The sequence below is a fragment of the Streptomyces sp. BK022 genome (assembly GCF_004217355.1).
Taxonomy (GTDB): Bacteria; Actinomycetota; Actinomycetes; order Streptomycetales; family Streptomycetaceae; genus Streptomyces; species Streptomyces griseoluteus.
Genome location: NZ_SHKU01000004.1, coordinates 275,875 through 301,810 on the forward strand (window position 1 = coordinate 275,875; position 25,936 = coordinate 301,810).

The 25,936-nt window shown below is 74.4% G+C and carries 26 protein-coding genes; 17 read left to right on the top strand and 9 right to left on the bottom strand.

The window, feature by feature from the left end; all coding sequences use genetic code 11:
• Positions 1–17 precede the first annotated feature (17 nt).
• The 13 genes from EV284_RS18000 to EV284_RS18060 all read left to right on the top strand — a co-directional run bounded on the left by EV284_RS18000 (position 18) and on the right by EV284_RS18060 (position 13,079).
• On the top strand, positions 18–1,652 hold the full coding sequence (locus tag EV284_RS18000) for a carbamoyltransferase C-terminal domain-containing protein (RefSeq protein WP_130335340.1): 1,635 nt from the start codon (positions 18–20) through the stop codon (positions 1,650–1,652).
• Positions 1,649–2,644 carry a glycosyltransferase gene (locus tag EV284_RS18005; protein WP_130335342.1) on the top strand — a complete coding sequence of 332 codons (996 nt, stop codon included), beginning with the start codon at positions 1,649–1,651 and terminating at the stop codon, positions 2,642–2,644. Before EV284_RS18000 ends, EV284_RS18005 begins: the two co-directional genes overlap by 4 nt.
• Positions 2,641–3,186, top strand: coding sequence for an HAD family hydrolase (locus tag EV284_RS18010; protein WP_130335344.1), 546 nt, complete (start codon positions 2,641–2,643; stop codon positions 3,184–3,186). The genes EV284_RS18005 and EV284_RS18010 overlap by 4 nt, the downstream gene beginning before the upstream one ends.
• A complete protein-coding gene (locus tag EV284_RS18015; RefSeq protein ID WP_130335346.1) occupies positions 3,183–4,190 on the top strand; it encodes a glycosyltransferase family 9 protein in 1,008 nt (335 codons plus the stop codon). The genes EV284_RS18010 and EV284_RS18015 overlap by 4 nt, the downstream gene beginning before the upstream one ends.
• A gap of 12 nt (positions 4,191–4,202) precedes the next feature.
• Complete coding sequence (locus EV284_RS18020) at positions 4,203–5,165, top strand: glycosyltransferase (protein WP_130335348.1); 963 nt, start codon at positions 4,203–4,205, stop codon at positions 5,163–5,165.
• On the top strand, positions 5,162–6,394 hold the full coding sequence (locus tag EV284_RS18025) for a glycosyltransferase (protein ID WP_130335350.1): 1,233 nt from the start codon (positions 5,162–5,164) through the stop codon (positions 6,392–6,394). The genes EV284_RS18020 and EV284_RS18025 overlap by 4 nt, the downstream gene beginning before the upstream one ends.
• Positions 6,391–7,026, top strand: a complete 636-nt coding sequence (locus EV284_RS18030; protein WP_130335352.1) for an SIS domain-containing protein — start codon at positions 6,391–6,393, stop codon at positions 7,024–7,026. The genes EV284_RS18025 and EV284_RS18030 overlap by 4 nt, the downstream gene beginning before the upstream one ends.
• Entirely contained in the window at positions 7,023–8,444 is a 1,422-nt protein-coding gene (locus EV284_RS18035) for a PfkB family carbohydrate kinase (protein ID WP_130335354.1), read from the top strand. Before EV284_RS18030 ends, EV284_RS18035 begins: the two co-directional genes overlap by 4 nt.
• Positions 8,441–9,457 carry a glycosyltransferase family 9 protein gene (locus tag EV284_RS18040; RefSeq protein WP_130335356.1) on the top strand — a complete coding sequence of 339 codons (1,017 nt, stop codon included), beginning with the start codon at positions 8,441–8,443 and terminating at the stop codon, positions 9,455–9,457. Before EV284_RS18035 ends, EV284_RS18040 begins: the two co-directional genes overlap by 4 nt.
• The gene (locus tag EV284_RS18045; RefSeq protein ID WP_130335358.1) at positions 9,435–10,376 is read left to right on the top strand and encodes a glycosyltransferase; all 942 of its coding nucleotides are present in this window, start codon (positions 9,435–9,437) and stop codon (positions 10,374–10,376) included. The genes EV284_RS18040 and EV284_RS18045 overlap by 23 nt, the downstream gene beginning before the upstream one ends.
• Positions 10,373–11,281, top strand: coding sequence for a glycosyltransferase (locus EV284_RS18050; RefSeq protein WP_130335360.1), 909 nt, complete (start codon positions 10,373–10,375; stop codon positions 11,279–11,281). Before EV284_RS18045 ends, EV284_RS18050 begins: the two co-directional genes overlap by 4 nt.
• A 306-nt stretch (positions 11,282–11,587) precedes the next feature.
• Positions 11,588–11,800, top strand: a complete 213-nt coding sequence (locus EV284_RS18055; RefSeq protein ID WP_130335362.1) for a hypothetical protein — start codon at positions 11,588–11,590, stop codon at positions 11,798–11,800.
• Positions 11,801–11,891: 91 nt separating this feature from the next.
• Positions 11,892–13,079: a zinc-dependent alcohol dehydrogenase gene (locus EV284_RS18060; RefSeq protein WP_130335365.1), complete on the top strand. Its 1,188-nt coding sequence runs from the start codon at positions 11,892–11,894 to the stop codon at positions 13,077–13,079.
• Between the two features lie 84 nt (positions 13,080–13,163).
• On the opposite strand, the gene EV284_RS18065 is transcribed toward EV284_RS18060, so the two are convergent.
• Positions 13,164–13,499, bottom strand: coding sequence for a DUF6343 family protein (locus EV284_RS18065; protein ID WP_130335367.1), 336 nt, complete (start codon positions 13,497–13,499; stop codon positions 13,164–13,166).
• A gap of 253 nt (positions 13,500–13,752) precedes the next feature.
• Here EV284_RS18065 and EV284_RS18070 point away from each other — a divergent pair, with 253 nt between their 5' ends.
• Entirely contained in the window at positions 13,753–14,334 is a 582-nt protein-coding gene (locus tag EV284_RS18070) for a hypothetical protein (RefSeq protein ID WP_130335369.1), read from the top strand.
• A gap of 45 nt (positions 14,335–14,379) precedes the next feature.
• Positions 14,380–15,084, top strand: a complete 705-nt coding sequence (locus EV284_RS33290; protein WP_242625714.1) for a hypothetical protein — start codon at positions 14,380–14,382, stop codon at positions 15,082–15,084.
• Positions 15,085–15,155: 71 nt separating this feature from the next.
• Here EV284_RS33290 and EV284_RS18080 read toward each other — a convergent pair whose 3' ends face one another.
• The 6 genes from EV284_RS18080 to asnB form a co-directional block, all read right to left on the bottom strand.
• Positions 15,156–16,028, bottom strand: coding sequence for an SDR family oxidoreductase (locus tag EV284_RS18080; protein WP_130335371.1), 873 nt, complete (start codon positions 16,026–16,028; stop codon positions 15,156–15,158).
• The gene (locus EV284_RS18085) at positions 16,025–17,035 is read right to left on the bottom strand and encodes an iron-containing redox enzyme family protein (protein WP_130335373.1); all 1,011 of its coding nucleotides are present in this window, start codon (positions 17,033–17,035) and stop codon (positions 16,025–16,027) included. The genes EV284_RS18080 and EV284_RS18085 overlap by 4 nt, the downstream gene beginning before the upstream one ends.
• The gene (locus tag EV284_RS18090) at positions 17,032–17,247 is read right to left on the bottom strand and encodes a CDGSH iron-sulfur domain-containing protein (RefSeq protein ID WP_130335375.1); all 216 of its coding nucleotides are present in this window, start codon (positions 17,245–17,247) and stop codon (positions 17,032–17,034) included. The genes EV284_RS18085 and EV284_RS18090 overlap by 4 nt, the downstream gene beginning before the upstream one ends.
• An 85-nt stretch (positions 17,248–17,332) precedes the next feature.
• The gene (locus EV284_RS18095) at positions 17,333–17,998 is read right to left on the bottom strand and encodes a HemK2/MTQ2 family protein methyltransferase (RefSeq protein ID WP_278045836.1); all 666 of its coding nucleotides are present in this window, start codon (positions 17,996–17,998) and stop codon (positions 17,333–17,335) included.
• Between the two features lie 172 nt (positions 17,999–18,170).
• Positions 18,171–19,067: a glycoside hydrolase family 19 protein gene (locus tag EV284_RS18100; protein ID WP_130335379.1), complete on the bottom strand. Its 897-nt coding sequence runs from the start codon at positions 19,065–19,067 to the stop codon at positions 18,171–18,173.
• Positions 19,068–19,352: 285 nt separating this feature from the next.
• Complete coding sequence (gene asnB, locus EV284_RS18105; protein ID WP_130335381.1) at positions 19,353–21,194, bottom strand: asparagine synthase (glutamine-hydrolyzing); 1,842 nt, start codon at positions 21,192–21,194, stop codon at positions 19,353–19,355.
• Positions 21,195–21,621: 427 nt separating this feature from the next.
• Between asnB and EV284_RS18110 the strand changes: the two genes are divergently transcribed.
• Complete coding sequence (locus tag EV284_RS18110; protein WP_130335383.1) at positions 21,622–22,776, top strand: glutathione-independent formaldehyde dehydrogenase; 1,155 nt, start codon at positions 21,622–21,624, stop codon at positions 22,774–22,776.
• Positions 22,777–22,797: 21 nt separating this feature from the next.
• Here EV284_RS18110 and EV284_RS18115 read toward each other — a convergent pair whose 3' ends face one another.
• Positions 22,798–23,085 carry a hypothetical protein gene (locus EV284_RS18115; protein WP_130335385.1) on the bottom strand — a complete coding sequence of 96 codons (288 nt, stop codon included), beginning with the start codon at positions 23,083–23,085 and terminating at the stop codon, positions 22,798–22,800.
• Between the two features lie 77 nt (positions 23,086–23,162).
• Positions 23,163–24,380, bottom strand: coding sequence for a SpoIIE family protein phosphatase (locus EV284_RS18120; protein ID WP_130335387.1), 1,218 nt, complete (start codon positions 24,378–24,380; stop codon positions 23,163–23,165).
• Between the two features lie 169 nt (positions 24,381–24,549).
• On the opposite strand from EV284_RS18120, the gene EV284_RS18125 reads away from it, so the two are divergent.
• On the top strand, positions 24,550–25,923 hold the full coding sequence (locus EV284_RS18125) for an NAD-dependent succinate-semialdehyde dehydrogenase (protein WP_130335389.1): 1,374 nt from the start codon (positions 24,550–24,552) through the stop codon (positions 25,921–25,923).
• The last annotated feature ends 13 nt before the right edge of the window (positions 25,924–25,936 follow it).

Here is a 25,936-nt window from a genome sequence, read left to right on the forward strand (position 1 = left end):
CTCGACGGAGGCACCGCATGCGCGTCCTCGGCATCAACTCCCTCTTCCACGACCCGGCCGCCGCCCTGATCGTGGACGGCCGTGTCGTGGCGGCGGCGGAGGAGGAGCGGTTCAGCCGGCGCAAGCACGGCAAGCGCCCGGTGCCCTTCTCGGCCTGGGAACTGCCGGAGCAGTCCGCCCGCTGGTGCCTGGACCGCGCCGGGCTCGACGCCTCCGCGCTGGACGCCGTCGCCTACTCCTACGACCCCGAACTGGCGCTCCCAGCCGAGCAGTTGGGTCTCAACGACCCCTGGGACCGGCTGCGGCAGGAGTACGCCCGCGAGGCCCCCGGCTTCCTGGCCGAGGCGCTGCCGGGACTCGACCCGGAGAAGGTGCGCTTCGTCCCCCACCACGTGGCCCACGCCGCCTCCGCAGGCCAGGCGTCCCCCTACCCCGACTGCGCCGTCCTGGTGCTGGACGGCCGCGGCGAGTGCGGCTCCCACCTGGCCGGCCGCTACACCGGCCGCCGCCTCGACGTACTGGCCGCGCAGTCCCTCCCCGACTCGATGGGCCTGTTCTACGAGGAACTCACCGACCACCTCGGATTCCTGCGCAGCAGCGACGAGTTCAAGGTGATGGCGCTCGCCTCCTACGGCAAGCCCCGCTTCCTCGACGAACTCCGCGGCCACGTCGGCGCGGACGGCGAGGGACGGTTCCGGGCCCGCTCGGTGCCCTGGGCCGAACTCGCCCCGGCCCGGCCCGCCGGGGAACCGTGGACCGAGGAGCACGCCGACCTCGCCGCCAGCGCCCAGGCCTGCCTGGAGGAGGTCCTGCTCGACCTCGCCCGGTGGCTGCACGAGCGCACCGGCGACCGGGTGCTCACCCTCGCCGGGGGCGTCGCCCTCAACTGCGTGGCCAACACCCGGCTGCACCGCGAGGGCCCCTTCGACACCGTCTGGGTGCAGCCCGCCGCCGGGGACGCCGGTACCGCCCTCGGCGCCGCCCTGCACATCGCCCACCTCGACGGGCCGGTGGAGGCGATGCCGACCGCCGCGCTCGGCCGGGAGTGGAGCGTGCCCGAGCTGCGCGCGTGGCTGGAGCGGGCCGCCGTACCGTACGACGAGCCCGCGGACATCGCGGAGACGGTCGCGGAGGAACTCGCCCGCGACGGCATCGTGGCCTGGTTCCAGGGGCGCAGCGAGTACGGGCCGCGCGCGCTGGGGCACCGGTCGCTGCTGGCCCACCCCGGCCGCGCCGCCAACCTCGAACGCCTCAACGCGGTCAAGGGGCGCGAGGAGTTCCGGCCCGTCGCGCCGATGGTGCTGGCCGAACGCGCACCCGAACTCTTCGACGGCCCGCTGCCCAGCCCGTACATGCTCTTCGTGCACGAGGTGGCCGAGGCGTGGCGGGAGCGTATCCCGGCCGTGGTGCACGTGGACGGCACCGCGCGCATCCAGACCGTGGACCGGGCCGAGGAGCCCCTGGTGGCCCGCATGATCGAGGGCTTCGAGCGGCGCACCGGGCTGCCGGTGGTGGTCAACACCAGCCTCAACACCGCCGGACGGCCGATGGTCGACGATCCGCGCGACGCGCTGGAGTGCTTCGGGTCCGCCCCCGTGGACCTGCTGGCCCTCGGGCCGTTCGCCGTCCGGCGCGCGGAGGTCTTCGCATGACGGCCGCCCCCGCCTACAGCGTCGTCGTCCCGACGATCGGCCGCGCCTGCCTCGCCGACTGCCTGCGCGCGCTGGCCGGGGCCACCGGGCACCCGCCCGAGGAGATCGTCGTCGTGGACGACCGCCCCGGCCCCGCAGGGCCGCTGCCGCTCACCGCCGCCGGTGCGCTCCGGGAGCGGGTGCGCGTGCTCGGCACCGGGGGCCGGGGACCCGCCGCCGCCCGCAACACCGGGTGGCGCACGGTGCGCACGCCCTGGACCGTCTTCCTGGACGACGACGTCCAGGTGCTCCCCGACTGGTCCCGCCGTCTCGCCGACGACCTCTCGCGGGCCGGAAGGGGGACCGGGGGCATCCAGGGCCGGCTGGTTGTGCCGCTCCCGGCGGGGCGCAGGCCCACCGACTTCGAACGCGGCACCGCGGGGCTGGAGGGGGCCGCCTGGGCCACCGCCGACATGGCGTACCGGACGGCCGCGCTCGAAGCCGCCGGCGGCTTCGACGAACGGTTCCGCCGCGCCTTCCGGGAGGACGCCGACCTCGCGCTGCGCGTGCTGGCGGCGGGCTGGACGCTGCACCGGGGCGTGCGCACCACCCGGCATCCGGTGCGGGCCGCCGACCCCTGGGTCTCGCTGCGCGCGCAGCGCGGCAACGCCGACGACGCGCTGATGAACCGGCTGCACGGCCGGGACTGGTGGTCGCGCGCGCAGGCGCCCCGTGGACGGCTGCCACTGCACGCGCTGGTCACGGCCGCCGGGCTCGCCGCTTCCCTCCTCGCCCTCGCCGGGCGGCGCCGGGCCGCCGCCCTCGCCGGGGCCCTGTGGGCGGCCGGCACGGCCGAGTTCGCCCTCGCCCGCATCCTGCCCGGCCCGCGCACCCCCCGTGAGACGGCGACCATGGCGGCGACCAGTGTGGTCATCCCCCCGCTCGCCGTCGGCCACCGGCTCACCGGCCGGATCCGGCACCGCAACGCCGCACCGCTGAGGAGGGTGCCATGAACCGCCGGGACACCCCCGCCGCCGTCCTCTTCGACCGCGACGGCACCCTCGTGGCCGACGTCCCCTACAACGGCGACCCCGGCCGGGTCCGGCTGCTGCCCGGCGCCCGGCAGGCAGTGGACCTGCTGCGCGCCGCCGGGATCGCCACCGGTGTGGTGAGCAACCAGTCGGGCGTCGGCCGGGGCCTGATCTCCGACGCCGCCGTGCGCCGCGTGAACGCCCGCGCCGACGAACTGCTCGGCGGCCTCGGCGTCTGGGTCTACTGCCCGCACGCCCCCGACGCCGGCTGCGACTGCCGCAAACCCCGGCCCGGCCTGGTGCTCCGGGCCGCCGAGGCCCTCGGGCAGGCGCCGGGGGACTGCGTGGTCATCGGTGACATCGCCGCCGATGTGCGGGCCGGCCGGGCCGCCGGGGCCCGCGCCATCCTCGTCGCCAACGCGGCCACCCGGCCCGAGGAGGTCGCGGCGGAACCCGACACCGCCACCGACCTGCTCGCGGCCGTACGGTCGCTGCTGCCCGCGGACGGGGGCGAGGGGACATGACGGCATTGGTCGTCCGGCTCGACAGCTTCGGTGACGTGCTGCTCGCCGGACCCGCCGTGCGCGCGGTCGCCGCGCACCACGAGCACGTCGCCCTGCTCTGCGGCCCCCGCGGGGCACCGGCGGCCCGGCTGCTGCCCGGCGTCGACGAGGTGCTGGTGTGGGAGGCGCCGTGGGAGGGCTTCGATCCGCCCGACGTCGAAGTGGCCGACATCGATGACCTGCTGGGCCGACTGCGGGTGGTCGCGGCGGACGACGCGCTGATCCTCACCTCCTTCCACCAGAGCCCCCTGCCCACCGCACTGCTGCTGCGCCTGGCCGGAGTCGCCCGCACCGGCGCCGACAGCACCGACCACCCCGGCCGGCTGCTGGACGTACGGCACCGGCGGCTGCCGGGGCGGCACGAGGCCGAGGCCGCGCTCGACACCGCCCTGGCCATGGGGTTCACCCCGCGCCCCGGCGACGACGGACGGCTGCGCGTGCTGCCGCCCCCCGACACCGCCGCCCTCACCGGCAACGGCCCCTACGTCGTCGTCCACCCCGGCGCCAGCGCCCCGGCGCGCGCCTGGAGCCCCGAGCGGTGCGCCGAGGCCGTCGCCCTGCTCACCGACGCCGGGCACCGGGTGGTCGTCACGGGCGGTCCGGACGAGGGCGAGCTGACCCGGCGGGTGAGCGGCGGCACCGCGATCGACCTGGGCGGCCGCACCGACCCGCGCACCCTGTCCGGCGTGCTGCGCCTGGCCGACGCGGTGGTCTGCGGCAACACCGGCCCGGCCCATCTGGCGGCCGCCGTCGGGACACCGGTCGTCTCGCTGTTCGCCCCGGTGGTCCCGGCCGGGCGCTGGGGGCCGTACGGGGTGCCCGGCGTGCTGCTCGGCCGCCAGGACGCGCCCTGCGCGGACAGCAGGGCCCGGCAGTGCCCGGTGCCCGGCCATCCCTGCCTGGACGAGGTGACGGCGCACGACGTGCTCAGCGCCGTCCAGAAGCTGCTCCAGCCCGCGATGTGAGGAGGGAGAACCATGAACATCCTGGTATGGCATGTGCACGGCTCATGGCTGACGGCGTTCGTGCAGGGCCGCGCGACCTTCCTCGTCCCGGTCACCGAGGACCGCGGCCCCGACGGGCTCGGCCGCGCCCGCACCTGGCAGTGGCCCGACACCGTGCTCGAACGCACCCCGGAGCAACTGCGGGACGCCAAGATCGACCTGATGGTGCTTCAGCGCCCGCACGAACTCGAACTGGCCCACCGCTGGACCGGCCGCCGCCCCGGCGTCGACGTGCCCGCCGTCTACGTCGAGCACAACAGCCCCCACGAGACGGCGGTGGACACCCGGCACCCGCTGGCCGGCCGGTCCGACATACCCCTCGTGCACGTCACCCACTTCAACCACCTGATGTGGGACAACGGCCGGGCACCGGCCACGGTGATCGAGCACGGCATCATCGACCCCGGCCACCGCTGGACGGGGGAGGAGCCGCGCGCCGCGGTCGTCGTCAACGAGCCCGTGCGCAGGGGCCGTACCACCGGCACGGACCTGCTGCCCCGGTTCGCGTCCTGGGCGCCGCTGGACGTCTTCGGCATGCGCACCGAGGGGCTCGCCGGGCACCTCGGCCTGCCGCCCGGACGCTGCCGCAGCCGGGACCTCGCCCAGGACGACCTGCACACCGCGATGGCCCGCTGCCGGCTGTACGCGCACCCGGTCCGCTGGACCTCGCTGGGACTGTCCCTGCTGGAGGCCATGTTCCTCGGCATGCCGGTGGTCGCGCTGGACACCACCGAGGTGCGCGAGGCGGTGCCCGAGGGCGCCGGGGTCGTCTCCAACCGCCTGGAGGTGCTCGGTTCCGCCGTGCGCGCCTTCCTCGCGGACCCCGGCCAGGCGCGGCGGACCGGCGACGCGGCCCGGGCGGCCGCGCTGGCCCGCTACGGAGAACGGCGGTTCCTGGACGACTGGGAACGCCTGATCAAGGAGGTCACCCGATGACTCAGCACCACGCCCCGGCCCGCGTCGCCATGGTCTCCGAACACGCCAGCCCCCTGGCCGCGCTCGGCGGCCCGGACGCGGGCGGCCAGAACGTCTACGTCGCCCAGCTCGCCGGAGTGCTGGCCCGCCGGGGCCACCACGTCACCGTGTACACCCGCCGCGACTCGCCCCGGCTGCCGGACCGGGTGCGCACGGCCGACGGCGTCGAGGTGGTCCATGTCCCCGCCGGGCCGGCCGCACCCGTGCCCAAAGACGAACTCCCGCCCTACATGACCGAGTTCGGCGCCTGGCTGGGCCGGGAGTGGGCCGAGCGGCGCCCCGACGTGGTGCACGCCCACTTCTGGATGTCCGGCACCGCCGCCCTCGCCGGAGCCCGCGAACTCGGCGTGCCGGTGGCGCAGACCTACCACGCCCTGGGCACCGTGAAGCGGCGGCACCAGGGAGCGGCCGACACCAGCCCCGCCGGCCGGATCGCCACGGAGACGGCCGTCGGCCGGGCCTGCGACGCGATCATCGCCACCTGCGCCGACGAGGTGAGGGAACTCCAGGCCATGGGGCTGCCCCGGGAGCGGACGCACGTCGTGCCCTGCGGCGTCGACCCCGGGCAGTTCGCCCCGCGCCCCCGGCCCGCACGCTCCGGGAGGCACCGCCTGCTCACCGTGGGCCGGCTGGTCCCGCGCAAGGGCTTCGACCGCACCATCCGCGCCCTGGCCCACGTCCCCGACGCCGAACTGCTCGTCGCGGGCGGCCCGGAACCGGCCCTGCTCTTCGCCGAGCCCGAGGCGGAACGGCTGCTCGCCCTCGCCGGGGAGTACGGCGTGGCCGACCGGGTCACCCTGCTCGGCGGAGTCGGCCGCGAGGACATGCCCGCGCTGATGTCCGACGCCGACCTGGTACTCTCCCTGCCCCGCTACGAGCCGTTCGGCATCGTCCCCGTCGAGGCCATGGCCTGCGGGACCCCGCTCGTCGCCACCGCGGTCGGCGGCCAGCTCGACACCGTCGTGGACGGCCGGACCGGCGTCCTGGTCCCGCCCGGCGACGGCGACGAGGCCACGATCGGCGCCGTCGTCCGCGCACTCCTGGCCGACCCCGCCCGGCTGGCCCGCTACGGCGCCGAGGGGCGGCGGCGGGTGCTGGAGCGCTACACCTGGGACCGCGTCGCCGACGGGGTCAGCCGCGTCTACGGCGCGGTGTCGTCCGTCCCCTCGCTCTCCGGAGTCGTCCGATGAACACCGCCACCGACACCACGCACTGCGACGACCTGATGACGGCGCTCACCGTCTTCCGCGAGGACGCCGCCCGCGTCCACCGGTGGGGCGGCACCCTCGCCGCCCATCTCGCCGACGGCTCCCGGCTCCTGGTCGCGGGCAACGGAGGCAGCGCCGCCCAGGCCCAGCATCTGACGGCCGAACTGGTGGGCCGCTACCGGGCCGACCGGCCGCCGTTCTCCGCGCTCGCCCTGCACGCCGACACCTCCGCCACCACCGCCATCGCCAACGACTACGGTGTGCAGGAGATCTTCGCCCGCCAGGTCGGCGCCCACGGCCGCGACGGCGACCTGCTGATGCTGCTGTCCACCAGCGGCGCCAGCGCCAACCTGCTCGTCGCCGCCACCGAGGCGCACCGCCTCGGCATGACCGTGTGGGCCCTGACCGGCCCCGCCCCCAACCCCCTCCTGGCCGCCGCCGACGACGCCCTGTGCGTCCGGGCGGCCAGCACCGCCACCGTGCAGGAACTGCACCTGGTTGCCGTGCACATGCTCTGCGAGTCCTTCGACAGCGCGATCGACCGCCACACGGCGCGCCCCCGGAGGTCACCGGCCCGGCGGCACTGGGCGGTGGCCGGGAAGGAACGCCCATGACCACCCCGGCCCCGCTCCTCGTCGTGGGAGACGCCCTCCTCGACCACGACCTGTTCGGCCGCGTCGAACGGCTCGCGCCCGACGCGCCCGTACCCGTCGTCAGCGACGTCCGCCGCGCCACCCGGCCCGGCGGGGCGGCGCTGGCCGCCTGGCTCGCCGCCGCCGACGGCCGGGACGTCACGCTGGTCACCGCCCTCGGCGACGATCCGTCCAGCGCCGAACTCCGCGCCACCCTCGGCGACCGGGTCCGCCTGCTGGAGCTGCCGCTGGACGGCACCCTGTCCACCAAGACCCGGGTCCTCGCCGAGGGCAGGCCGCTGTTGCGCCTGGACGACGGCGAGGGCCGCGCCGAGGAGGCCACCGCCGGGGCCCGCCGGGCCGTCGCCGCCGCGGGCGCCGTCCTGGTGGCCGACTACGGGCGCGGCTGCGCCGACGTCCTGCGGGCCGCGCTCACCGAGGCCGCCGCCAGGGTGCCCGTCGTCTGGGACCCGCACCCGCGCGGCCGTCCGCCGGTCCCCGGCGTCCGTCTGGCGACACCGTCCGCCACCGAGGCGCACACCTTCGCCGCCCGCGGCGGCGGCCCGGTGGGGGACCCCGACGACGAACTCCGCGTCGCCGCCCAGGACGCGCACCAGCTCGTCGGGGACTGGCGGGCCGCCTCCGTGGCCGTGACGATGAGCGGGCGCGGCGCGCTCCTCTCGCACGGCGGCACCCCGCTCATGGTCCCCTCGCCGGTCACCGCCCAGGGCGACGCCTGCGGCGCGGGCGACCGCTTCGCCGCGACGGCTGCCGGGCTGCTCGCCGACGGCCAGCTCACCGAGGCCGCCGTACGCGGCGCCGTGCACGCCGCCACCCGGTACGTCGCCGAGGGCGGCGTCCGCACCCTGGACGCCGGCCGGACCCCCGGGCCCTCCGCCCCCGCAGCCGTCGGCGCCCCCACCGACGAGGCGCTGCGCACCGCCGCCCGGGTACGGGCCGCGGGCGGGACCGTCGTCGCGGCCGGCGGCTGCTTCGACCTGCTGCACGCCGGCCACGTGGCCCTGCTCCAGGCGGCCCGCCGTACCGGCGACTGCCTGGTGGTGTGCGTCAACTCCGACGCCTCCGTACGCCGCCGCAAGGGCGGCGGCCGCCCGCTCGTGCCGCTCGCCGACCGGGTACGGGTACTGCGCGCGCTGGAGTGCGTCGACGCGGTGGCCGTGTTCGACGAGGACACCCCCGAACTCCTCCTCGCCCGGCTCCGCCCCCACATCTGGGCCAAGGGCGGCGACTACGCCCGCACCGACCTCCCCGAGGCGTCCCTGGTGGCCAGCTGGGACGGCCAGGTGGTGCTCTTCCCCTACCTCGACGGGCGCTCCACCAGCGGCATCGCCGAACGCGCCGCCCACGCGCCGGGCGGCACCGAGGGAGCGCGCCGATGACCCCTCCCCCCGCCCGCCCCGGCGTGCTGGTGCTGCGCGCCCTGGGCCTGGGCGACCTGCTGGCCGGGGTGCCCGCGCTGCGCGGCATCCGCCGGGCCTTCCCGGCCCACCGGGTCGTCCTCGCCCTGCCTCCCGGGCTCACCGACGCGGCCCTCGCCACCGGCACCGTCGACGCCGTACTGCCCGCCGAGGCACCCCGCCGCGCCGTCCCCCGACTGACCCACTGGTCCGGCCCGCCCCCCGACCTGGCGATCGACCTGCACGGCAACGGGCCCGAGAGCCGCGACGCCCTGGCCGCCCTCCACCCCCGGTACCTGCTGGCCCACGCCCACCGGGGACCCGGCTCCCGGCCGCCCCCCGCCTGGCGGCCCGACGAGCACGAGCGGGCCCGCTGGTGCCGCTTCCTGGCCGCCTACGGCATCCCCGCCGACCCGGCCGACCTGCGGCTGCCCCCGCCGGACGGACCCTCGCCGGCACCGGGCGCCGTCGTCGTCCATCCGGGGGCCGACGCCGTCGCCCGGCGCTGGCCCGCCGAACGCTTCGGCGCCGTCGCCCGGAGACTGCGCGAACTCGGACACCGGGTCGTCGTCACGGGCGGGCCCGGCGAGGACGGCCTCGTCCAGGACGTCGCCGGCAGCGGGAGCGTGCCCGCCGGGGACCTGCTCACCGGCGGGCTGACCTTCGGCGCCCTCTCCGCGCTCGTCGCCCACGCCGCGCTGGTCGTCAGCGGCGACACCGGGATCTCCCACCTGGCGTCCGCCCACGGCACGCCTTCGGTGACCCTCTTCGGGCCCGTACCGCCCGCCCTGTGGGGGCCGCCCGCGCTGCCGCGGCACCGCGCCCTGTGGCGGTCCGGCCCGCCCGGCGATCCGCACGGCACGGTCACCGACCCCGGTCTGCTCAGGATCGGGGCCGAGGAGGCCGTCCTCGCCGCGCTCGACCTGCTGCCGGCCACTCCGCCCACCGGGGCGCCGAGAGGATACGGCGTCGATGCCGGTGCCCTCCACCTCTGACCCGTCGGCCACGCGCCGGGACCGCGCCGAGGACCGCGTCACCGTCGCCGTGATCACCCGCGACCGCTGCGCCAGCCTCGTCCGCACCCTCGACGCCCTGACCGCGCTGCCCGAACGGCCACCGGTCATCGTCGTCGACAACAGCACCGGAGACGCCTCCCTCCGCGCTGTCCGCCGCCACCCCGGCGCCGCCCGGCTGCTGCGCCCCCGCGCCAACACCGGGGCGCTCGGCCGCAACCTGGCCGTGGACCGCGCCGACACCCCCTATGTCGCCTTCAGCGACGACGACTCCTGGTGGGAGCCCGGCGCGCTGCGCCGCGCCGCCGACCTGCTGGACGCCCACCCCCGGCTGGGACTGGTGGTCGCCCGAACCCTGGTCGGTCCGGAGGGCGCGGAGGACCCCCTCAACACCGTGCTGGCCGCCTCCCCGCTGCCGCCCGATCCGGACCTGCCGGGGCGCCCGGTACTCGGCTTCCTCGCCTGCGCCTGCGTGGTCCGCAGGGACGCCTTCCGCGCGGCCGGCGGTTTCCACCCGCTGCTCTTCTTCGGCGGCGAGGAGACCCTGCTCGCCTACGACCTCGCCGCCGAGGGCTGGGGCGTCGCCTACGACCCCTCCCTGACGGCCCGTCATCACCCGGCCCCGGCGGGCCGCCAGGGGCGCAGCCCCCGGCTGTGGCGCAACGAGGTCCTCACCCTCTGGCTGCGCCGCCCCCTGTCCGTCGCCCTCGCGGCCGGCGCGCGCCTCGCGGTGGCCGCCGCCACCGGCCGCCCCGGAGCCGCGCCCGCGCTGCGCGAACTCCTCGCCCGGCTGCCCGCCGCCCTGGCCCGCCGCCGGCTGCTGCCCCCCGCCGTCGAGCGGGCGGCCCGGCTCGTCGACACCGACCGGGCCGCGCGCGCCCGGAGAGAGGGACCCGCATGACCGCCGCAGGACCCGACGCCCGCACGACCGTGGTGGTCATCACCCGCAACCGGCGGGACGAACTCCTGCGCACGCTGCGCGAGCTGGCGAAGCTTCCGGAGGCACCCGAGGTGGTCGTCACCGACAACGGCTCGGTCGACGGCACGGCCGCGGCGGTCCGCCGGGACTTCCCCGCCACACGGCTGCTCCAGCCCGGCCGCAACCTGGGCGCCGTCGGCCGCAACCTCGCGGTGCGCCAGGTCCGCACCCCCTACATCGCCTTCTGCGACGACGACTCCTGGTGGGAGCCCGGCAGTCTGCGCCGGGCCGCGGACGCGCTCGACGCCCGCCCGGGGCTCGCCGCGGTGACCGCCCGCATCGTCATGGAACCCTCCGGCGCGGAGGACCCGGTCACGGCGGAGCTGCGGGACTCGCCGCTCACCGGCCCCGACTGGCTGCCGGGCCCCGCGCTGGGCTCGTTCCTCGCGGCCGCCACGGTGCTGCGCACCGACGCCTTCCGGGGCGCGGGCGGCTTCCATCCGGGGCTGTGGCTCGGCGGTGAGGAGGAGCTGCTCGCCACCGACCTCCAGCGCCAGGGCTGGTGGCTGAGCTACCTGGACGGCATGACCGCCCATCACGAGGCGTCCGTACGGCGGGACAGCACCGAGCGCCGGGTCCTCGGGCTGCGCAACACCCTGTGGTTCACCTGGCTGCGGCGCCCCCTGCTGCCCGGGCTGCTCCGCACCTGCGCCCTGCTGGCCACGGTGCCCCGGGACACCGCCTCGCTCCGCGCCGTCGGCCGGGCGCTGGCCGGTGTGCCCTGGGTGCTCCGGCAGCGCGACCCCGTCCCGCCCGACCTGGAACGCCGGCTGAGCACCCTCCAGCGGGCCCGCCGGGGCTCCACCGCCCGCAGATACGTGGGGTGACCCGCTCCGGCCCGCGCCGGAGTTCCGTGCCGGCCTGCCGCGTCGATGCCCGCCCGCGCCCGGCAGGCCCGCGCTGGCGCCCGCCCGGACGGCGGGTCGCCACCCGGCCGTCTGCCGCCGTCGTCGTCGACCACGGGACAGCTCCCTCGGTCTCCCGGTGGCCCACACCCCCGAGCGGGGCACGGGTTGCCCGCCCCCAGAGGCATCCGGCCACCCGGCCCCGCATGCTCACCGGACCACGGGGTACCCGCGACGGGCCGCCCCGAACGGCGCGGCGAGCCCGGCCCCCGCAGACGAGGAGAAGCCATGACGGAGCACCGCGACACCCACGCCCGGCGCGTCCCCAGGGACCTGCCCGACCAGCAGGCGAGCCACGACAACGACCGCTGGGACGCCCCCGTGCAGGACGACGCCCGCGAGGTGCCCGACACGGACGAGGCGGGAGCCGGCCCGCGCGGCGCACCGGAGTCCGCCGGGGTGCGCCCCGACCAGCCCGTGCCCGACGAGCCCTCCGGGTGACGCCTCCCGCGCCGGGTAAGTACCGCGGTGTCGGGTACCCGGCCCGGGAGCGAGCCGCAGCACCTACGAACACATCGACGCGGGAGGACACATGCGCGCTCTCACCTGGCAGGGCAGGAGGGATGTCCGGGTCGAGACCGTCCCCGACCCGGGGCTCCAGGACCCCACCGACGTCATCGTCCGCGTGACGTCCACCGGGATCTGCGGGTCGGATCTGCACCTGTACGAAGTCCTCGGCCCGTTCCTCGACCCCGGCGACATCCTCGGCCACGAGCCCATGGGCATCGTGGAGGAGACCGGCTCCGAGGTGACCTCCCTCGCCCCCGGCGACCGCGTGGTGGTCCCCTTCAACGTCTCCTGCGGCCAGTGCCACATGTGTGGGCAGGGCCTGCACTCCCAGTGCGAGACCACCCAGGTCCGCGAACACGGCATGGGCGCCTCCCTCTTCGGCTACACCAAGCTGTACGGCCAGGTCCCGGGCGGCCAGGCGCAGTTCCTGCGGGTGCCCTTCGGTGACCAGCTCCCCGTGAAGGTCCCCGACGGGCCGCCCGACCAGCGCTTCCTCTACCTGTCCGACGTACTGCCCACCGCGTGGCAGGCCGTCGAGTACGCCGGTGTGCGGCCCGGCGGCAGCCTGGTGGTGCTCGGCCTCGGTCCGATCGGCGAGATGGCCTGCCGCATCGCCCGGCACCGGGGCGTCGAGAACGTCATCGGCGTCGACCTCGTCCCCGAACGCCTCGCCCGCGCCCGCGAACACGGCATCACCGTCTACGACCTCGACGAGTACGGCGACGGCCTCGCCGACGCGATCCGCGACGTCACCGACGGACGCGGCCCGGACGCGGTCATCGACGCCGTCGGCATGGAGGCGCACGGCGCGCCCTTCGCCAAGGCCGCCCAGTGGGCCGCCGGCCTGCTCCCCGACGCCCTCGCGCAGCGCGTCATGGAGAAGGCGGGCGTCGACCGGCTCGGCGCGCTGCACCTCGCCATCGACATCGTCCGCCGGGGCGGCACCATCTCGCTGTCCGGCGTGTACGGGGGCATGGTCGACCCCATGCCGATGCTGACCCTGTTCGACAAGCAGATCCAGCTCCGCATGGGCCAGGCCAACGTGCACCGCTGGGTCGGCGACATCCTCCCGCTGCTCACCGACGAGGACCCGCTGGGCGTGGACACCTTCGCCACCCACACCCTCCCGCTGGAGCAGGGACCGCAGGCGTACGAGACGTTCCAGGCGAAGAAGGACGGCATGATCAAGGCGGTCCTGGAGCCATGGTGAGGCGCACTCCCTGATGGCCGGCCGGCCGGCCGCGTCGCGGAGCGTCTGCGACGACGCGCGGGCCGGCCACCGGACCGCCGTGGTTCACGTCCGGCGGGCGCGTTCGCGCGCGAGGCGCGCCAGCACCACGACCAGGTCCACGGCGGCGAACAGCGCGAGGACGCCACAGATGACGGCCAGCACCGTGAGCTGGGTCGGGTCCGGCACGTCCCGCTGCCGAACCGCGCCCGCCCAGACGGCGAAGAGCACCGTACCGAGCACGAAGACCGGCAACCCGATCACGCTGAGCACCAGGCGCGGCTTCAGCGCGCTGCGTGCGGTGACCGGTTCGGTCCCGGTGCGCTCCTGGCGGCGGCCGGTCCTGCCCGGACGCGCGCGCGGCACGCGTGCCGTGTCGTCCTGAGTGTGCCGTCGGCTCATGCCCTCATCCCCGTCCAGGTCGCGAGGAGTCGTCACGGACTCCGAGGAGGGAGGCGGCCCGGCCCACGCCGGACGCCGGGCTGCCGGATGCCGACTCCGCGTACCCGCCCCCACGCCCCGGCAATCACCCTCCGCGCGCCAGGCCAGGCCAGGCCGGGGCGGTGTGCGGGAACGGGGCCGGGGTACTCGGGCGGAGTAACCGGCAGGCCGCGAACCGGCCGGCCCCTCCACCCAACACCCAGCGGGAGAGGCGATGTCCACCGCACAAACGCTGATCGCCATTCTGGTTCCTATCGCCGTCATCCTGATCCTCGTCGCCGTGGGAGTGTCGCTCGTGACACGCCGCCGCAGGCGCCGCCTCCAGGAGAAGTTCGGCCCCGAGTACGACCGGGCCGTGCAGTCCGGCGAGAGCAGGCGGGAGGCCGAGCGCGAACTGCAGGCCCGCGAGAAGCGGCACCGCGACCTCGACCTCAAGGAGCTGTCCCCCGAGGAGCGGGACCGCTACGCCACCGAGTGGAGGGGCACGCAGGAGCGGTTCGTCGACCATCCGGCGCAGAGCGTCGACGACGCCGACCGCCTGGTCACCCAGCTCATGCGCGACCGCGGCTACCCCACCGAGGGGTTCGAGCAGCAGCTCCGGGACCTGTCCGTCGAGCACGCGCAGACCCTGGAGCACTACCGGGACGCCCACGACGTCAGCCTGCGCAACGAGAACGGCGAGGCGACCACGGAGGAGCTGCGCGGCGCCATGGTGCGCTACCGCACCCTCTTCGACGACCTGCTGGGCAGCGGCCGTCCCCCGCACCACGAGAGCACCGGGCACGACGCGGCCTGACCCGGCGCGCACTTCCATCACGGCACGAGCGGAAACGAGGTTGTCATGTCAGACCGCCACACCAACAGCGGCCCCGGCGAGGGTGAGTTGACCACGGAGGACCTGGCCCGCCCCGGCCGGGAGAGCCGTCCCGACGCCCGCTCCGGACCCCTGTCCGAGCAGCGTCCGGACGCGCCGTCCGACACCGGCCACGACGCCCCGCCGGACGCCCGCTCCGGCCCGCTGCCGGGGGCGCGGCCCGACCGCGCGGCCGAGCGCTCCTCCGACACGCCCCCGCCGGCCTACCCCGGTGAGGCGTCGGCCGTCTCCGGCGACGAGCCGGGCGTTCCCGGCGAGCGGGAGAACGCGCCCGAGCGGACCGCCACGGGCGAGCAGGTCGCTCCGGAGCGCGGCCCCCTGACCGGGCGCGACGACCGTGACCCCCGCCCGGACGGGGACCAGCGGCAGGAGGGCGGCCGGCCCCGCTCGGTGGACGAGGGTGCCGATCCGCTGATCGCCCACCAGGAGGCCGACGGCTTCCGCGAGCGCTGGGTCAAGATCCAGGGCACCTTCGTCGACGACCCCAAGGACGCCGTCCGTTCGGCGGACGCGCTCGTCGCCGACGTCATCCAGTCGCTCGCCGCGACCTTCGCCGACCACAAGAAGGAACTCGAGGGCCAGTGGAGCCGCGGCGAACAAGTCGAGACCGAGGGCCTGCGGGTGGCGCTCCAGCAGTACCGCACCTTCTTCAACCAGCTCCTGGACGCCTGAGCCCGGCTCACGTCCGACACGACGGCGGCCCGGACCGAGGAGGTCCGGGCCGCCGTCGTGTCCTGCGGCGGTTACGGCAGCGGCGTGCCGCCCGTCGCGTTGAGGATCTCCGCCGTGATGAAGCTGGCGTGCCGGGAGGCCAGGAAGACGTAGGCGGGCGCCATTTCGGCGGGCTGGGCGGGGCGGCCGAGCGGGGACTGCTTGCCGAACTCGACCGTGTCCGGCATCGTCGCCGGGATCAGCGGCGTCCACACCGGGCCCGGCGCCACGGCGTTCACCCGGATGCCGTCCTCGGCGACCATCTGCGCCAGCCCCTGGGTGAAGGTGACGATCGCGCCCTTGGTCATCGCGTAGTCCAGCAGATGCGGACTCGGCTTGTACGCCTGCACGGACGTGGTGTTGATGATGCTGCCGCCCGCCGGGATGTGCGGCAGCGCCATCTTGCTCAGCCAGAACATGCCGTACAGGTTGGTGCGCACCACCCGGTCGAACTGCTCGGTGCTGATCGCCTCGATGCCGTCAGGCTGGGACATCTGGTAGGCCGCGTTGTTCACCAGGATGTCGATGCGCCCGAACTCGTCCACCGCCCGCTCGATCAGCCGGCGGCACTGCTCCTCCTCCCGGATGTCGCAGGGCACCGCCACCGCCTTGCGGCCGGCCTCCTCGACCAGCCGGCTGGTCTCGGCTGCGTCGTCGCCCTCCTCGGGCAGATAGGTGAAGAGCACGTCGGCGCCCTCGCGCGCGTAGGCGAGCGCCACCGCCCGGCCGATGCCGGAGTCGCCGCCGGTGATCACCGCCTTGCGGTCGGTCAGCAGTCCGCTGCCCTCGTAGGACTCCTCGCCGTGGTCCGGCGGGGGGTCCATCGGGCCGGTCCAGCCCGGATGTTCCTGCCCCTGCTCCGGGAACTCGGGGCGGGGATGCCGGTGGAGGGGATTCTCGGTCACGGGGACTTCCTTTCCGTTCCGCCGTGCGGGAGCGTCCGCAGGGCGCTGTGCTGTTGCCGCCACGCCTTGAGCACCTGCGCGCCGAACCGGTCCTCCAGCAGACCGGTGGCGTGCACGCCGAAGGCGATGTCGGCCTCGAGATGCGGCTCGTCGGCGAGCAGTCCGCCGACCACGTCCCGGCGGACCACCTGCTCGTGCACGGCGTCCGCCTCCACGTGCTCGTCGTAGAACCGCTGCGCGGCCTTCCCGGCGCCGGTACGGCGCAGCGCGGCCGCCATCCGGCGGGAGCCGGGCGACGAGGTCACCTCGACGGTGGCGAAGTGCCCCACCAGGGCGCCCCGCAGCGCGCGGTGCAGCCCGAAGAGGGACATCAGGTTGACCGTGGCCAGCAGGGTCGCCGGCGCCCGGTCGAGATAGTGGCCGTAGGTGGTGTCCAGGCCGAGGTCGGTCATCAGGTCGGCGTAGAGCCGCGCGTGGATCTCGTCGGGGCGGCCGGCGCCGAACTCGTCGAACTCGACGGCCACCATGCCGGCCTTGGCCCGGCCGCGCAGCCTCGGGATGACCCAGGCGTGCGGGTCGGCCTCCTTGAGGTGGTACAGCGAGCGCAGGGCCGCGTACTCGGTGAGCTGCCACAGCTCGCCGTCACGCTGGAGGTGGTGGCTGACGCTGCTGTCGTCGTGCCCGACCGGTTCGACCAGCAGCGCGTCCAGCGCCTCGCCGGCGCTCGTGCCCTGCGGCACGTCCCGGCGCAGGGCCGCCAGGAACGGCTGCTCCAGCGAGCGCCGCACCGCCAGCAGGCCGGGGTCCCACTCCAGCTCGTCGGGCACGCCCTCGAAACCCCGGTAGTGCAGCTCGTAGAGCACGTACAGGGCGAGCTGGAGGTCGTCGCCGTACGGGTCGACGGTGGGCGGAAGGGTACAGTCCAGGCCGGTGTCACCGCTGCTCAGCGCGGCGATGACGGCGGCGGACAGGTCACCGCGCGGCTGGGGGAGTACGGGACCGGTCACCGGGTCTCCTTCGCGTTCTTCGCACGGCGGCGGTGGCTGGTGTCGCACCAGGGGTAGATACGGCTGCGGCGGCAGGTGCAGAGCGCGACCGTGAAGCGCCGCGAGGTGACGACCGTGCCGTCCGGGAGCGTCACCTCGACCGGGCCGGGCAGGAGCAGCGGGCCGTCGGGCGTGATCGTCACGCTCGTCGCGTGCTCGGCTTCTCGGCCCACGGGTGACCACCGTCCTCTCGGCGCGGGTACTGGGTTCGGTGCTGCACGAGTACCCGCTGAAAGCCGCCGTAACGGGCCGTCCGGGTCAACGGCGCACGGCGCGCACCACCACCAGCTCCTCCTCGTCCTCGTGCCGGTCGCGCAGCATGCCCCGGCTGTGCAGCCAGGAACGGCGCTCGCGCAGCACGGGGCCGAAGGGCACGGTGGCCCGGTCCACCACGGCGGCGTCCAGCCCCGCGGCGGCGAGCCGGTCCAGGGTGGGCGCGGTGCCGCACAGCGCGGAGTGCACCAGGAGCAGGACACCGCCCCGTTTCAGCACCCCGGCGCTGGTGTCGCAGATCCGGTCCACGAAGAGCCGCCCGTCCGGCCCGGCGTCCCAGGCGCGGGCGGAACCCCGGCTCGGCGGTCTCGGGGCGGGCGCGGGGACGTAGGGCGGGTTGCTCACCACCAGGTCGTATCTGCGGCCCGGCACGGCCGAGACGAGGTCGCCGCGGCGGACCGTGATGCGCCGGCCGGCGAACAGCGCGTTGCACCAGGCGGTGGCCAGGGCCCGCCGGGAGATGTCGACCGCGGTGACCCGCGCCCCGCGCGCGGCCGCCCGCACGGCCAGCGCGCCGCTGCCGGTGCACAGGTCGAGCACACAGGAGTCGGCGTCCAGGTGCTCCTTCTCCATGACACGTGCGATGAGATCGGTGTCGTGCTGCGGGGTGTACACGCCCGGCGGTGTCGGCAGGGCTGCCAGTGGTCCCACGTCGGCCTCCAGGGCACAGATCGTTCCTCGTGCCGTTTCTGAGTGCCCTGCGTAGCGATCGCCACACCTCGGGGAGCCGGGATGCGACTGGCGGTGACCGAGTGGGAGGGTCCGGTGACATGCGAGCGCGCCACGGCCGGGGTGGCCGTGGCGCGCCGGGAGCGTCATGACGTCAGCAGTAGAGGTTGCCGCCGGGAGAGACGCCGAGGATCTGCGAGAAGCGCTGGTAGGCGTCGACGCGGCTCTGCACCTGGGCGGGGTTGCGGCCGTCGCACTCGAGGGAGCCGTTGATGCTGCGGATGGTCTGCCCGAAGCCCGCCTGGTTCACCATGGCGTTGTGCGGCGTCATCGAGCCCGGTCCGGACTGGGTGTTCCAGTACCAGAGGCCGGTCTTCCAGGCGACGGCGCTGTCGTTCTGCACCAGGTTCGGGTTGTGCAGCAGGTCGATGCCGAGCGCGTCGCCGGCCGCCTTGTAGTTGAAGTTCCAGCTCAGCTGGATCGGCCCGCGCCCGTAGTACGCCGCCTGCCCGGCCGGGCAGCCGTACGACTGGCTCCAGTCGCAGTACGTCGGGTAGTTCGCGGTGTTCTGCTCGACCACGTAGACCAGGCCGCCGGTCTCGTGGTTCACGTTGGCGAGGAAGGCCGCGGCCTCCTGCTTCTTCACCGTGTCGCTGCCGGTGTTGGCGAAGCCGGGGTACGCGCCGAGCGCGTTCACCAGCCCGCTGTAGGAGTAGAACGAGTTCCGGTTCGGGAACATCTGGTTGAACTGGGCCTCGCTGACCACGAAGTTGCCGACGGGCGTGGTCCCGCCGCCGTCGCAGTTGTACGGGTCCCAGTACCAGGTGCTGATGATCGGGTCGTAGCCCGGGTTGTCGTGCTCGGCGATGTACGCCTTGCCGTCGGTGTACCGGACGATGTCACCGGCCCGGTACGACGCGCCGGCCACCCAGTTCGGGTAGCTCGAACAGGAGGCGGCCGGAGCGGCGGAAGCGGCCGGCGCCGGCAGCAGCGCGGGTGCCACGGCGAGGGCGAGCGCGGCCAGCGCGGCGGAGATGTGCCGTCTCGACACTGAATCAACTCCTAGATGTGCCACGGCCGTTCCAGCGCGCAGCGGAACGCGGGCGCGCTCACTGCGGGCATGCCGGAGAAACCGGCCAAGGCGTGGGGGGCGGCCGTGATGGGGGGTGTGAGGCCACACTCAAACGCATTGGTCTGTACCAGTCAAGGGGATGTGCGGACGAGGGTCGATGTTCGGTCAACTTCCGCACGTGCAGGGAGAGTCGGCGGGACGGACGACGGCGTACAAAAGGGTGCGGAGGGCGTCCGCGACGCCCTCCGCACCCTTTTTGGGATGTCAGCCGGTGCTCACCTCCGGCGCGTACAGGTCCAGCCACGTCGCGAAGTCGAGCGTCCGCTCCAGCCCCCGTCGGGCCGCCTGGGTGCCCGCCAGGGACTCGTTCTCCGCGACGCGGCGCACCTTCGCGCGGTCCAGGAGGTCGAAGACGCGGTGGGACGGCTTGGCGAGGAGGTCCTTGACCTGGGTCTGGAGGGCGCGGCCGTAGCCGGGGTCCTGGGTGGAGGGGTAGGGGCTCTTGACGCGGTCGTACACCGAGCGGGGCAGGACGTCCGCGGTGGCCTCCCGGAGGAGGCTCTTCTCGCGGCCGTCGAACGACTTCAGCGCCCAGGGCGTGTTGTAGACGTAGTCCACGAGCCGGTGGTCGCAGAACGGCACCCGCACCTCCAGTCCGACAGCCATGCTCATCCGGTCCTTCCGGTCGAGCAGGACGCGCACGAACCGGGTGAGGTGGAGGTGGGACATCCGCCGCATGCGGAACTCGAAGTCGCTCTCGCCGTCGAGCCGTTCGACCCCGGCGGCGGCCGTACGGAACCCGTCCGCGATGTAACCCCCGAGGTCCAGCGCGTCCGTCAGTTCGGGACGCAGCACGCCCGTGTCGTCACCGAAGTGGCGGCCGAAGCTCACCAGCCAGGGGAAGGTGTCCGCGTGCCGGGCCTCCTCGTCGAAGAACTGGAGGTAGCCGCCGAACACCTCGTCCGCCGACTCGCCCGACAGGGCCACCGTGGACTGGTCCCGGATGGCGCGGAAGAGCAGCAGGAGGGAGGCGTCCATGTCACCGAACCCGGCGGGCAGGTCACGGGCGCGGATCACCTTCTCGCGGGCGGCCGGGTCGGCCAGGGACTGCACGTCGAGGACGATGTCCTGGTGGTCGGTCCCGGCGAGGCGGGCCACGTCGTGGACGAAGGGGGTGTCCGGGGTCCCGCGCAGCTCGTCCGCGACGAAGTTGTCCGCCTGCCCGGCGAAGTCGACCGCGAAGCTGCGTACCTTCTCGCCCCGCTCCGCGAGCTGCCCGGCGGCCAGCGCGGTCATGGCGGAGGAGTCCAGCCCGCCGGAGAGCAGGGTGCAGCGGGGCACGTCCGCGACGAGCTGACGGCGCACGATGTCGTCCAGCAGCGTGCGGACCGTGGCGATCGTCGTCTCCCGGTCGTCGGTGTGCGGCCGGGTCTCCAGCCGCCAGTACACGCGGGTGCGCGGGCCGGAGCGGTCGACCGTGACGACGGTGCCCGGTTCGACCTCGCGCATGCCGTCCCACACCGCGTGGCCCGGCGTCTTGATCATGGTGAACAGTTCCCGCAGGCCGTCCAGCGTGACGCGGGGGCGGACCAGCGGGTTGGCGAGGATCGCCTTGGGCTCGGAGCCGAAGAGGACCCCGTCGGCGGTCGGGTGGTAGTAGAACGGCTTGATGCCCATCCGGTCGCGGATCATCACCAGCTTGTCGTGCCGCCCGTCCCAGACGGCGAAGGCGTACATGCCGTTGAGCCGCTCGGCCACCGCGTCGCCCCACTCCAGGTAGCCGCGCAGGACGACCTCGGTGTCGGAGTCGGTGGTGAACCGGTGTCCCCGGTCGGTGAGCTCGCGGCGCAGCTCGGTGAAGTTGTACGCCTCTCCCGAGTAGACGAGCGCGACGTTCCCCCCGGGCGTGCCCACCGACATCGGCTGGCGTCCGCCGGGCAGGTCGATGATGGCGAGCCGGCGGTGCCCGAGTGCCGCGGGCCCCTCCGCCCAGACGCCCCGGTCGTCCGGGCCCCGGCAGGCCATCGTCTCGGTCATCGCATCCAATACGGGGCCCTCGGCGCCGAGATCACGGTCGAAGGACACCCAGCCGGTGATGCCGCACATGCGCTGCCTCCTGTTGCCGGCGCACCGTCGGCCCGCTGCTGACCTGCGATTTCCCGCGAGCGCCGGGCCTGGTCGCCAAACCAGTTGTAACGAGCACCTATGTGACGAGCCTCCGCCCGGCACCGGCGCCGGTCAACGGCCCCGTAACCTCCGCGACACGAACCACCGCCGGTTTCGGCCGCACTTTGCCGAAGTGAAAACCGGCGTGTGCCGGGTGAGCAGGGCGGCGGCACCGCGAACCGGCCACAGGCAAAAACTTCGCAATCCCCGGTGGGTTGCAGCGCCCGGCGCGGGGGCGTTACCTGGAAGGAACGGTGGTGAAGCGAGGGCCACGGGCTTCGGCCCGGCCGCGCCCACCGCGCGGCCGGACACCGGCCCGCCCCGCCCGTCCTGCCGCCGTCAGTCACGAGACGCGGAGGTGACACAGGTGAAAGCCGTTGTCTACGAAGGGCCCTTCAGCGTCACGGTGTCAGACGTCGACGATCCGCAGATCCAGCACCCCAACGACGTGATCGTCCGCATCACCTCGTCCGCGATCTGCGGCTCCGACCTGCACATGTACGAGGGGCGCACGGCGGCCGAGCCGGGCATCGTGTTCGGCCACGAGAACCTGGGCGTGATCGAGGAGGTCGGCGACGGCGTGGTCTCGCTGTCCGTGGGAGACCGCGTCGTGATGCCGTTCAACGTCGCGTGCGGGTTCTGCAAGAACTGTCTCGCCGGGGAGACCGGGTTCTGCCTGACGGTGAACCCGGGCTTCGCGGGCGGCGCGTACGGCTACGTGTCCATGGGCCCGTACCCGGGCGGACAGGCGGAGCGGCTGCGGGTGCCCTTCGCCGACTTCAACTGCCTGAAGCTGCCCGAGGGCGACGAGAACGAGACCGACTACATCCTGCTGGCCGACATCTTCCCGACCGGCTACCACGGCTGCGAACTCGCCCAGGTCTCACCCGGTGAGACGGTCGCGGTGTACGGGGCCGGACCGGTGGGGCTGATGGCCGCCTACTCGGCGCTGCTGCGCGGCGCCTCCAAGGTGTTCGTGGTCGACCGGGTGCCCGAACGGCTCGCCAAGGCCGCGGAGATCGGCGCCATCCCGATCGACTTCACCCAGGGCGACCCGGCCGAGCAGATCAAGGCCCAGACGAACGGCGAGGGCACCGACAAGGGCATCGACGCCGTCGGCTACCAGGCCCAGAAGGGCGACGAGAGCGGCGACGAGGAACCGGCGATCGTCCTCAACCAACTGGTGGAGACCGTCCGTCCCACCGGCCGGCTCGGCATACCGGGCCTGTATGTGCCGTCCGACCCCGGCGGGCCGGACGAGCACGCCAAGCACGGTCAACTCCTGGTCTCCATCGGCAAGATGTTCGAGAAGGGCCAGAAGATGGGCACCGGCCAGTGCAACGTGAAGAAGTACAACCGCCAGTTGCGCGACCTGATCGCCTCCGGCCGCGCCCGGCCGAGCTTCGTGGTCTCCCACGAACTGCCGCTGGACGACGCCCCGCGGGCGTACGACAAGTTCGACAAGCGGATCGAGGGCTACACCAAGGTGGTACTGCACCCCGGCCACGACCTCGCGGCGTGAACCGGGGCTCCGGCCCGCCGCTCAGGCGTGCTGGGCGGTGACCTTCCGTCCCGGCGCCGCGTGGTGGGCCGGAGCGTCCTCGTCCGAGGTGCGCAGCCGCTGGAGCCAGAGCGTCGCCGTGACCAGCAGCCCGGCGAACAGCACGAGCAGGAGCAGGGAGACCCACATCTGGCGGCTGCCGGGATGCATCCAGCCCGTCCAGGTCGCGGCGGTGAGCCACAGGGCCACGCCGGTCGCGTAGAAGGCACGCACCCGGCGCAACTGCCGTACGGCCCGCAGGATTCGGGAGTGATCGCTCTTCGCTGCCATGCGGCCCCTGTACCCCCGAATCCGCGCCGCACGACCCCTTGATCGCAGACTCTTGCCGTCCGGCAACTTCGCCCTGGTCAGAGGCGTACGACGACCAGGGCGGTGTCGTCCGTCATGCCCTCGGAGGGGAGCATTTCGGACAGTACGGCGTCGGCCAGCGCCTCCGGCGACATGATGTCCCGGTTGCTCTCCAGGGATTCGACGAGCCGGTCCAGCCCGGTGTCGATGTCCTGGTGCCGGCGCTCGATGAGGCCGTCGGTGTACAGCACCAGGGCGTCGCCCTCGGCGAAGCCGAGGGTGGCCTCCGGGCGGGGGCTCGGTTCGAAGGCGGCGTCCAGCGGCGGATCGGTCGCCCGGTCGAGCAGGTCCGCGTCCCCCGCACCGCGCAGGAGCACGGGAGGCGGGTGCCCGGCGCTGGAGTAGGTGAGGGTGTGGTGGTCCCAGTCGCTGAAGACGGCCACCGCGCTCGTGGACTGGGCGCCCTCCAGGGAGTGGGCGTAGCGGTCGAGGGCCTCCAGGGCCTGCGCGGGACCCCTGGCGACCCGTGAGGTGGCGGACAGCGCGCTGCGGAGCTGGCCCATCACACCGGCGGCCGCCAGCCCGTGGCCGACGACGTCGCCGACCGCGACGGCGATCCGGTCCCCGTCGACCAGCATGGCGAGGTCGTACCAGTCCCCGCAGACGTTGAGCGAGCCGACGGCGGGGCGGTAGCGGACGGCGAACTTGTGGCGGCCGACCGGGGCGGGGGCCGGGAGCATGGCGCGCTGGAGGGCGAGCGCGACCTCCCGCTCGCGGGCGTGCGCCCTGCGGAGCCGTTCGTTCACCTGGTGCAGCTCCCGCATCCGGCTGTACAGCTCGGCCTGCAGATTGCGCTCACCGCCCGGACGTCCGGTGGTCCGCAGCAGCTCGGTGACCTCCTCCACCCGGTGGATCAGGACGGCGATATGCCCGTCCGGCGCGAACACCGGTGCGTTGACCGGGCTCCAGTACCGCTCCTCCCACCGGCCGTCCTGGTCGGCGGACTCCACGTCGTACCGCTGCAGCGCCATGGTGTCGGGCTCGCGGTTCAGCAGCACCCGGCGCAGGGACGCCTCCAGGTTCCGGGCTCCGGAGGCGCCGGGGTCCGCCGGGTTGTCGGGGAAGGCGTCGAAGAGATAGCGGCCCACCACCTGATCGCGGCTGCGGCCCGCCTGCGTCAGGAACGCCAGGTTGGCGTCGACGAAGACCAGATCGGCACTGATCAGCGCGACCGCGCCAGGCAGAGCCTGGAACACCGCCGCGTAGTCGATCGCCATCGTTCCAGAGTAGTCGGAATCGCCCTTCTGTGGATCTTCAGCACATATTGGGTGCGGGGCATGTGTGTTCCGGGTCTGCCCACGGGTAGCCGGTTGGCCGTACCGTCCGGTAATGACCGGCCGCCGCCACCGCCCCGCGGCTGTCCGGACCGGAGAACGAGAGGACGTCATGGAGCACTACCGAATCGTCAACCCCGCCACCGGCGAGACCGAGCGGGAGTACCCGACCGCGACCGACGCCGAACTGCGCGAGGCGCTCGAAGCCGCCGACACCGCCCAGCGCGAGTGGGCCGCCCGGCCGCCCGAGGAGCGCGCGGCCGTGCTGCACCGGGTGGCCGACCTCTACGAGGAGCGCAAGGACCAGCTCGCCGCGATCATCACCCGCGAGATGGGCAAGCCGGTCCGGCAGGGCCTCGGCGAGATCGACATCGTCGTCTCGATCTACCGGTACTACGCCGACCACGGCGAGGAGTTCCTGAAGGAGGAGGAACTGGACGTGGCCTCCGGCGGCCGCGCCGTCATCCGCAAGGAGGCCGTCGGCACCCTGCTCGGGATCATGCCGTGGAACTTCCCGTACTACCAGGTCGCCCGCTTCGCGGCGCCCAACCTGATGCTGGGCAACGCGATCCTGCTCAAGCACGCCCCGCAGTGTCCGGAGTCCGCGCTGGAGATGGAGCGGATCTTCCAGGACGCCGGGCTGCCGAAGGGGGCGTACGTCAACATCTTCGCCACCAACGACCAGATCGCCGACGTGATCGCCGACGACCGTGTCCAGGGCGTCTCCCTCACCGGCTCCGAGCGGGCGGGCGCGGCGGTGGCCGAGATCGCGGGCCGGAACCTGAAGAAGGTCGTGCTGGAGCTGGGCGGCTCCGACCCGTATCTGATCCTCGGCGTCTCGGACATGTCCCGCGTCGTGAAGAACGCCCTCCAGGGCCGCATGCTCAACGCGGGCCAGGCGTGCAACGCCTCCAAGCGGATCATCGCGCTGGACGAGCACTACGACGACTTCGCCGAGCAGTACACCGAGGCGATTCGCCGTATCGTCCCCGGCGACCCCACCGACCCCGGCACCTTCATGGGCCCGCTCTCCTCGGAGAAGGCCCTGGAGACCCTGGACGAGCAGGTCCAGGACGCCGTCTCCAAGGGCGCCACCGTGCTGGCCGGCGGCCGCCGCATGGACCGGCCTGGCGCCTGGTACGAGCCGACGGTGCTCGCCGGCATCACGCCCGACATGCGGGCCTACAAGGAGGAGCTGTTCGGCCCGGTCGCTCTGCTGTTCAAGGTGGGCTCCGAGGACGAGGCGGTCGAGTTCGCCAACAACTCGCCGTACGGTCTGAGCGCCTCGGTGCAGACCGACGACGACGAGCAGGCCGAGCGGGTGGCCCAGCGCCTCGCCACCGGCATGGTCTTCCTCGGCGGCCCGGCCGGCACCGCCGCCGAGCTGCCCTTCGGCGGGGTGAAGCGGTCCGGCTTCGGCCGCGAACTGGGCCGTTTCGGCATGGAGGAGTTCGCCAACCACAAGCTGATCCGCCTCACCCGCTGAACTCCCGGGCGCG

What these genes read in the sequence shown, in the direction of transcription:
- EV284_RS18000 (WP_130335340.1), top strand. Translation starts at nt 18, where the DNA reads ATGCGCGTCCTCGGCATCAACTCCCTCTTCCACGACCCGGCCGCCGCC.
- EV284_RS18005 (WP_130335342.1), top strand. Translation starts at nt 1,649, where the DNA reads ATGACGGCCGCCCCCGCCTACAGCGTCGTCGTCCCGACGATCGGCCGC.
- EV284_RS18010 (WP_130335344.1), top strand. Translation starts at nt 2,641, where the DNA reads ATGAACCGCCGGGACACCCCCGCCGCCGTCCTCTTCGACCGCGACGGC.
- EV284_RS18015 (WP_130335346.1), top strand. Translation starts at nt 3,183, where the DNA reads ATGACGGCATTGGTCGTCCGGCTCGACAGCTTCGGTGACGTGCTGCTC.
- EV284_RS18020 (WP_130335348.1), top strand. Translation starts at nt 4,203, where the DNA reads ATGAACATCCTGGTATGGCATGTGCACGGCTCATGGCTGACGGCGTTC.
- EV284_RS18025 (WP_130335350.1), top strand. Translation starts at nt 5,162, where the DNA reads ATGACTCAGCACCACGCCCCGGCCCGCGTCGCCATGGTCTCCGAACAC.
- EV284_RS18030 (WP_130335352.1), top strand. Translation starts at nt 6,391, where the DNA reads ATGAACACCGCCACCGACACCACGCACTGCGACGACCTGATGACGGCG.
- EV284_RS18035 (WP_130335354.1), top strand. Translation starts at nt 7,023, where the DNA reads ATGACCACCCCGGCCCCGCTCCTCGTCGTGGGAGACGCCCTCCTCGAC.
- EV284_RS18040 (WP_130335356.1), top strand. Translation starts at nt 8,441, where the DNA reads ATGACCCCTCCCCCCGCCCGCCCCGGCGTGCTGGTGCTGCGCGCCCTG.
- EV284_RS18045 (WP_130335358.1), top strand. Translation starts at nt 9,435, where the DNA reads ATGCCGGTGCCCTCCACCTCTGACCCGTCGGCCACGCGCCGGGACCGC.
- EV284_RS18050 (WP_130335360.1), top strand. Translation starts at nt 10,373, where the DNA reads ATGACCGCCGCAGGACCCGACGCCCGCACGACCGTGGTGGTCATCACC.
- EV284_RS18055 (WP_130335362.1), top strand. Translation starts at nt 11,588, where the DNA reads ATGACGGAGCACCGCGACACCCACGCCCGGCGCGTCCCCAGGGACCTG.
- EV284_RS18060 (WP_130335365.1), top strand. Translation starts at nt 11,892, where the DNA reads ATGCGCGCTCTCACCTGGCAGGGCAGGAGGGATGTCCGGGTCGAGACC.
- EV284_RS18065 (WP_130335367.1), bottom strand. Translation starts at nt 13,499, where the DNA reads ATGAGCCGACGGCACACTCAGGACGACACGGCACGCGTGCCGCGCGCG.
- EV284_RS18070 (WP_130335369.1), top strand. Translation starts at nt 13,753, where the DNA reads ATGTCCACCGCACAAACGCTGATCGCCATTCTGGTTCCTATCGCCGTC.
- EV284_RS33290 (WP_242625714.1), top strand. Translation starts at nt 14,380, where the DNA reads ATGTCAGACCGCCACACCAACAGCGGCCCCGGCGAGGGTGAGTTGACC.
- asnB (WP_130335381.1), bottom strand. Translation starts at nt 21,194, where the DNA reads ATGTGCGGCATCACCGGCTGGGTGTCCTTCGACCGTGATCTCGGCGCC.
- EV284_RS18115 (WP_130335385.1), bottom strand. Translation starts at nt 23,085, where the DNA reads ATGGCAGCGAAGAGCGATCACTCCCGAATCCTGCGGGCCGTACGGCAG.
- EV284_RS18120 (WP_130335387.1), bottom strand. Translation starts at nt 24,380, where the DNA reads ATGGCGATCGACTACGCGGCGGTGTTCCAGGCTCTGCCTGGCGCGGTC.
- EV284_RS18125 (WP_130335389.1), top strand. Translation starts at nt 24,550, where the DNA reads ATGGAGCACTACCGAATCGTCAACCCCGCCACCGGCGAGACCGAGCGG.